Consider the following 6,555-nt stretch of genomic DNA (forward strand, 5'->3'; position numbering starts at 1 on the left):
GCGCTTGGCGATCCCGGTCGGCTGCGCATCGCCGAGCGCCAGCGCCTTCTCGTAGATGGCGACCGTCGCCGCTTGCGGGCCGACGCCGAGATCGACGCGCAGGCTTTCGCGCAGCCGCTCGAATTGCCTGACGACCTCGCCGCGATTGCCGACATCGAGCGCCGCCTGCATCAGCGCCCGCGCGGCACGCTCGTCGGCGGGGTCGACCGCCAGCAACCGCTCCCATAGGCCGGCCACTTCCAGCAGGCGCACATGGAGCTCGCGCAGACGCTGGCGCGGCTCTTCCGCCCATTCCGCGTAGCGGTCCTCCGGCAGCAGGTCGCCGCCGTAGCGCTGGGCCGCCCGCTCCGAGGCGACTTTATCGCCCGCCTGCAGCGCTGCCGTCGCCTCGACCTCGAACAGCGCGGCATCGATGGCGATCTCGGCGTCCGGCGCCAGCGCCACGATCTCGCCGTCGAGCGCTATGATCTCATGCGCGCCGAGCGCGCGCCTGGTGAAATGCACGGCCTTGCGCAGGTTGGCGGCCGCCGCCTCCGGCTCGAGGTCAGGCCACAGCGCGTCCATCACCTGCTCGCGGTGCAGCCGCTGGCGCCGGGCGAGCGCCAGCAATTTGACCAGCGTCACGCTGCTGGTGCGCCGCCATGCGGCCGCGGAAGCCGCGCGTCCATCGACGGACACGCGGAACTGGCCAAGCAAATCCACCTCTACACGCATTTCAGCTCCCCAGATGCCCCGGGCAACCATAGTCCTGCATCGATGCCGATTGAAAGAGCCGGCACACGCAAAGCGCATTCGGGGAACGGTGGAGGAACGCCGGTCGGTCAGTATCGCCGCGTCAACCTATTCATACAGGAGAACTCACCATGTCCATCCGCATCAACGACACCGCCCCGGACTTCGAAGCCGAGACGACGCAAGGCCATATCAGCTTCCATTCATGGCTCGGCGAGTCCTGGGGCGTCCTCTTCTCTCATCCCAAGGATTTCACGCCGATCTGCACCACCGAGCTCGGCTACATGGCCAAGCTCAAGCCTGAATTCGACAAGCGCAACGTCAAGATCATCGGGCTCAGCGTCGACCCCGTCGACCGGCACCAGAGCTGGGCCATGGACATCGAGGAGACGCAAGGCCATGCGCCGAACTACCCGATGATCGGCGACCCGACGCTTGCGATCTCCAAGCTCTACGACATGCTGCCGGCCACCGTCGGCGACACGGCGGAAGGCCGCACGGCGGCCGACAACCAGACGGTGCGCAACGTCTACGTCATCGGGCCGGACAAGAAGGTCAAGCTGCTGATCTCCTATCCGATGACCACCGGCCGCAACTTCGACGAGATCCTGCGCGTCATCGACTCCCTGCAGCTAACCGCGAAGCACCGGGTCGCGACGCCGGTCAACTGGCGCCAGGGCGAGGACGTCGTCATCGCCGGCTCCGTGTCGAACGACGAAGCGGCCAAGATCTACCCGAACGGTTGGAAGGCGCCGAAGCCCTACATCCGCATCGTCCCGCAGCCGCACGCCTGAGCCGCGGCCGCGTGGGCCGCGGCCGGGGAGCGGCGAGACGCTTCCCGGTCGCGCGCCCTGGCACAATCGCAGGAGCAGACCGCCATGACCGTGCATTACGTCAAGCCCGCCATCGCCGTCTTCGACGCCACGCCGGAGCGGCTGTTCGAATATATGAGCGCCGGCAACCACCGGCATCTGGCCTTCAAGAGCCACCGGCTCGCGGGCGTGGCCGGCAGCATCGTCACGCTCGACGCCGAGGTCTATAATCCCGACGGAAGCACCTTCGCCATGCAGGTCCAGCATAGGCTCGATCCGCCGCGCGGCATCGAGACCAGGCTGACCGGCGGCGCCTTCGACGGCGCGCGGTTCACCCACAGCTACACGCCGATGGGCGGCAGGACGAAGGTGGATCTGGAGGGCGACTTCCCGGCGCTGCCCGGCATGAGCGATGCCGACACGCTGACAATGATCGACGGCTTTTTCAGCGTGATCTTCGCCGAGGACGCCGCCACCCTCAGGCACGGGTCATAGGGACCTTGGGTACGACGCGCGTCATTCCAAGCAAATATGAGAGGATAACATGAACACTTCCAGCAAGCCGCGCGTCCTCGTCCTTGGGGCGGGTTTTGGCGGCCTCGAACTTACCAGCCTGCTTTCCGAGACCTTCGGCGACGGCATCGACGTCACCTTGATCGACAAGAGCGACGCCTTCGTCTTCGGCTTTTCCAAGCTCGACGTGATGTTCGGCCACAGGACCGCGGACGCCGTGCGCCTGCCTTATTCCAACTATGCGAAGCCGGGGGTGCACCTGCTCAGGCAGACGGTCACCGCGATCGACCCGGAGCGGCGGCGCGTCACCACCGATGGCGGCGTCCACGAGGCCGATTTCCTCGTCGTGGCGCTCGGCGCCGACTACGATTTCGACGCCACGCCGGGGCTCGCCGACACCAACGAATTCTACACCGTCGCGGGCGCGGAGCGGCTGCGCGACGTTCTGCCCACCTTCACCAAGGGGAGGGCGCTGGTCGGGGTTTGCGGCGCGCCCTACAAATGCCCGCCGGCGCCCAGCGAATGCGCGCTCATGCTGCACGACTACTTGGTCAAGCGCGGCGTGCGCGAAGCCTGCGAGATCAACTTCGTGCTGCCGCTGCCGAGCCCGGTGCCGCCGTCGCCGGAAACCTCGCGCGCCCTGGTCGCCGCCTTCGTCGAGCGAAACATCGGCTTCATTCCGGGCCGCCGCGTCGCGTCGATCGACAATGCGCGGAAGGTCGCAATCCTCGACGACGGCGTGGAGATGCAATTCGACCTGTTCCTCGGCGTGCCCAGGCACCGCGTGCCCGACGTGGTGATAGCCAGCGGCATGGCAGAGAATGGCTGGATCACGGTCAATCCGAGGACCCTGGAGACGAACTATGCCGGCGTCTATGCCGTGGGCGACGGCGCCAACACCGGCACGCCGAAGGCCGGCGTGTTCGCGGAGGGTGCGGCGCGTGCCGTCGCCAGCGACCTGATCGTCAAGCTCACCAACAGCGGCACGGCGAAACAGTATGACGGCTTCGGCACCTGCTACATCGAATTCGGCGGCGGCCGCATCGGCAAGGTCGAGGTCGATTTCTTCTCCGGCCCGAAGCCGACCGGCACCTACCACGAAGCCTCGCTCGCGCTGCGCGCCGACAAGGAGCATTTCGGCTCCAGCCGCCGCGCGCGCTGGTTCGGCATGTGAGGGGGCGTCGCGCCAATCCCCGAGGTTGGCGATTGGCGAAACCGGCAGCGACAGCCAATCTCCCCCACAAGTGGGGAGATTGGCTGTTTCAACGCCGCGCAAAAAGACCTACTGCCGCAACCCCACAGCGCAGCACATCTTGGCAGAACAGTGCCAACTCGCGCCCAAACTGGACCTACACGCCGCGCCTGAATCCCGCTAGACAACCCCCATGAACCAGCACGCCAAGCTGCGATTCGGCCATTCGGCCTGTCCGCACGACTGCCCGTCCACCTGCGCGCTCGAAGTCGAGCTGCTCGACGAAAACCGCATTGGCCGCGTCCATGGCGCCAAGGCCAACAGCTACACGGCTGGCGTCGTCTGCGCCAAGGTCGCCCGCTATGCCGACCGCGTTCATCATCCCGACCGCCTGCTGAAGCCGCTGATCAGGGCGCGCGCCAAGGGCGAGGGCGCCTGGAAGGAATCCAGCTGGGACGCGGCGCTCGACCTCGTCGCCGAGAAGTTCATCAAGGCCGAGGAGACATACGGCTCGGAGACGGTCTGGCCCTATTACTATGCCGGCACGATGGGTCTGGTGCAGCGCGACGGCATCCACCGGCTGCGCCACGCGAAAAAGTACTCCGGCTTCTTCGGCTCGATCTGCACCAATCTCGCCTGGACCGGATGGATGGCGGGGGCGGGCGCGCTGCGCGGTCCCGACCCGCGCGAGATGGCGAAGTCGGATTGCGTGGTGATCTGGGGCACCAACGCCGTGGTCACCCAGGTCAACGTCATGACCCACGCGATCAAGGCACGCAAGGCACGCGGCGCCAAGATCGTCGTCATCGACGTCTATGAGAATGCCACAACGAAACAGGCCGACATGGGCCTGGTGCTGAGGCCCGGCACCGATGGCGCGTTGGCCTGCGCGGTCATGCATGTGCTGTTCCGCGACGGTTTTGCCGACCGCGCCTATCTCGAGAAATACACTGACGATCCGCGCGGGCTGGAAGAGCATTTGCGGACAAAAACGCCGGAATGGGCGGCCGCGATCACCGGGCTCGATGTCGCCGAGATCGAAACCTTCGCGCATCTCGTCGGCACGACGAAGAAGACCTATTTCCGCCTCGGCTACGGTTTCTCGCGCCAGCGCAACGGCTCGGTCAACATGCACGCTGCGGCCTCGATCGCCGCCGTCACCGGCGCCTGGCAATATGAGGGCGGCGGCGCCTTCCACTCCAATTCGGGCATCTTCAAGCTGAACCAGGACGTGCTCGAAGGTACAGCGATGCGCGATCCCAACATCCGTCATCTCGATCACTCGCGCATCGGCCCCGTGCTGACCGGGGCGAGCGACGCGCTCTATGGCGGACCGCCGGTGACGGCGCTGCTCATCCAGAACACCAATCCGGTCAATGTCGCGCCCGAGCAGCGGCTGGTGAAGCAGGGTTTTCTGCGCGACGACCTGTTCACCTGCGTGCACGAACAGTTCATGACCGACACGGCCAGGCTCGCCGATGTCGTGCTACCGGCGACGATGTTTTTGGAGCATGACGACATCTACAAGGGCGGCGGCAACCAGCACATCACGCTGGGACCAAAACTGATCGATCCGCCCGAGGGGCCGCGCACCAACCATTTCGTCATCGAGGAGCTGGCAAAACGGCTCGGCGTCGGCGACAGGCCGGGCTTCGGCCTGACCGAGAAGGAGCATATCGACATCATCCTCGGCAAGCGCGGGCTGGGCGGCTTCGACAGCCTGAAGGAACAGAAATGGATCGATATGCAGCCGGATTTCGAGGCGGCGCATTTCATCAACGGCTTCGGCCATCCGGACGGAAAATTCCGCTTCCGCCCCGACTGGTCAGGACAGGCGGCGCCCAACCGGCCGCCGAGGAGCATGGGCCTGTTCGGGCCGGTCGAGCGGCTGCCGGAATTCCCCGACCATGTCGAACTGATCGAGGCGGCGGACGAGGCGCATCCGTTCCGGCTGACCACCTCGCCGGCGCGCAACTTCCTCAACTCGACCTTTGCCGAGACGCCGGTGTCGAAGCAAAAGGAGGGCAGGCCGGTGCTGCTGCTGCATCCCGAGGATGCCGCCGGGCTGGGGCTTGCCGATGGCGGTCGCGTCGAGGTCGGCAACCAGCGCGGCGAACTGGTGCTGCACGCCAAGTTCTTCGACGGCATCCAGCGTGGCGTGGTGATCGCCGAAGGCATCTGGCCGAACAGCGCGCATGAGCGCGGCGAGGGCATCAATGTGCTGACCGGCGCCGACGCGCCGGCGCCCTATGGCGGTGCGGCGCTGCACGACAACAAGGTGTGGTTGCGCAAGCCGCAAGAGCTTAGCGCCTGAGACCGCGATCTGGCCCAAGCGCCTGCCGTCGCAGCCGCCAGCTCCCGCGTCTATAGAGACACCCTGTCTGTTGCGAGGAGGAAGGATGTCGTGAGCAAGATCTCGCTTCTGGGCATTCCGCATGACGAGAATTCGTCCTGGCTGCGCGGTGCGGCCGAAGCGCCGCCGCTCATCCGGCGCGAGCTCACCAACGATGCTTACAGTTCATGGTCGGAAACCGGCTTTGACCTCAGCGACCGCTTCATCGATCATGGCGATATCGATTTCGCGCAGGCCGGCGATCCGTGGGAGCGGATCGAAGACGAGGTTGGTCGCGCGCTGGATGCCGGCCATCCGCTGATCTCGCTCGGCGGCGACCATGCGATCTCCTGGCCGCTGCTGCGCGCGGTGCGGCGCCGCCACCCCAGCCTGACGATCCTGCATATCGATGCCCATCCCGATATCTATCATGCCTATGATGACAATCCGCGCTCGCACACCTCGCCCTTCGCACGCATTATGGAGGAGCGGCTTGCCGACCGACTGATCCAGGTCGGCCTGCGCACCGTCAACGACCACCACCGCGACCAATTCAAGCGCTTCGGTGTCGAGGTGGTGGAGATGCGGCACTTCAAGGAAGGGCTGCGGCTTGACCACAAGACGCCGGTCTATGTCTCCATGGATATCGACGCTCTCGATCCGGCCTTCGCGCCCGGCATTTCCCATCGCGAACCAGGCGGGTTCACCACCCGCCAGGTGATCGGCCTGATCCAGTCAATCGACCAGCCAATCGTCGCCGCCGACGTCGTCGAATACAATCCGCGCCAGGACCTCTCCAACGTCACTGCGCTTGTCGCCGCCAAGCTGGTCAAGGAGATCGCCGGGATGATGCTGAAGACGAATGGCGCGACTGCCGGCTGAATCAATTTGGCAAGGCGGCGTGCTAAAGCTCTGTTCCGACTAGCCTCTCGACAGGAATAGCCATGCCGCAGCCGCTCAGGATCGCCATAGCC

6 protein-coding genes are annotated in these 6,555 nt (G+C 65.7%); 5 read left to right on the forward strand and 1 reads right to left on the reverse strand.

Annotated features, from left to right (window positions below; translation table 11 throughout):
* Positions 1-714 (reverse strand): BTAD domain-containing putative transcriptional regulator (locus EOA33_RS20010; protein ID WP_281033531.1); only part of this gene is annotated, 714 nt, incomplete at its 3' end.
* A gap of 149 nt (positions 715-863) precedes the next feature.
* Here EOA33_RS20010 and EOA33_RS20015 point away from each other — a divergent pair.
* From EOA33_RS20015 to speB, 5 genes are all read left to right on the forward strand, one after another.
* Positions 864-1,526 carry a peroxiredoxin gene (locus EOA33_RS20015; RefSeq protein ID WP_126055579.1) on the forward strand — a complete coding sequence of 221 codons (663 nt, stop codon included), beginning with the start codon at positions 864-866 and terminating at the stop codon, positions 1,524-1,526.
* Between the two features lie 84 nt (positions 1,527-1,610).
* Positions 1,611-2,039 (forward strand): hypothetical protein, encoded by a 429-nt coding sequence (locus tag EOA33_RS20020; RefSeq protein ID WP_126055578.1) that lies wholly within the window; start codon positions 1,611-1,613, stop codon positions 2,037-2,039.
* 49 nt (positions 2,040-2,088) lie between these two features.
* A complete protein-coding gene (locus tag EOA33_RS20025) occupies positions 2,089-3,231 on the forward strand; it encodes an FAD/NAD(P)-binding oxidoreductase (RefSeq protein ID WP_126055577.1) in 1,143 nt (380 codons plus the stop codon).
* Between the two features lie 211 nt (positions 3,232-3,442).
* Positions 3,443-5,563: a molybdopterin oxidoreductase family protein gene (locus tag EOA33_RS20030; protein WP_127406373.1), complete on the forward strand. Its 2,121-nt coding sequence runs from the start codon at positions 3,443-3,445 to the stop codon at positions 5,561-5,563.
* Between the two features lie 90 nt (positions 5,564-5,653).
* Positions 5,654-6,463 (forward strand): agmatinase, encoded by an 810-nt coding sequence (gene speB, locus EOA33_RS20035; RefSeq protein WP_127406374.1) that lies wholly within the window; start codon positions 5,654-5,656, stop codon positions 6,461-6,463.
* Positions 6,464-6,555: the final 92 nt, after the last annotated feature.

The sequence above is a fragment of the Mesorhizobium sp. M4A.F.Ca.ET.050.02.1.1 genome, from assembly GCF_003997725.1.
In the GTDB taxonomy this organism is placed as follows: Bacteria; Pseudomonadota; Alphaproteobacteria; order Rhizobiales; family Rhizobiaceae; genus Mesorhizobium.

Bases quoted from the DNA above. Each gene is read 5' to 3' on its own strand.
- EOA33_RS20015 (WP_126055579.1), top strand. From the start codon at position 864: ATGTCCATCCGCATCAACGACACCGCCCCGGACTTCGAAGCCGAGACG.
- EOA33_RS20030 (WP_127406373.1), top strand. From the start codon at position 3,443: ATGAACCAGCACGCCAAGCTGCGATTCGGCCATTCGGCCTGTCCGCAC.
- EOA33_RS20020 (WP_126055578.1), top strand. From the start codon at position 1,611: ATGACCGTGCATTACGTCAAGCCCGCCATCGCCGTCTTCGACGCCACG.
- EOA33_RS20025 (WP_126055577.1), top strand. From the start codon at position 2,089: ATGAACACTTCCAGCAAGCCGCGCGTCCTCGTCCTTGGGGCGGGTTTT.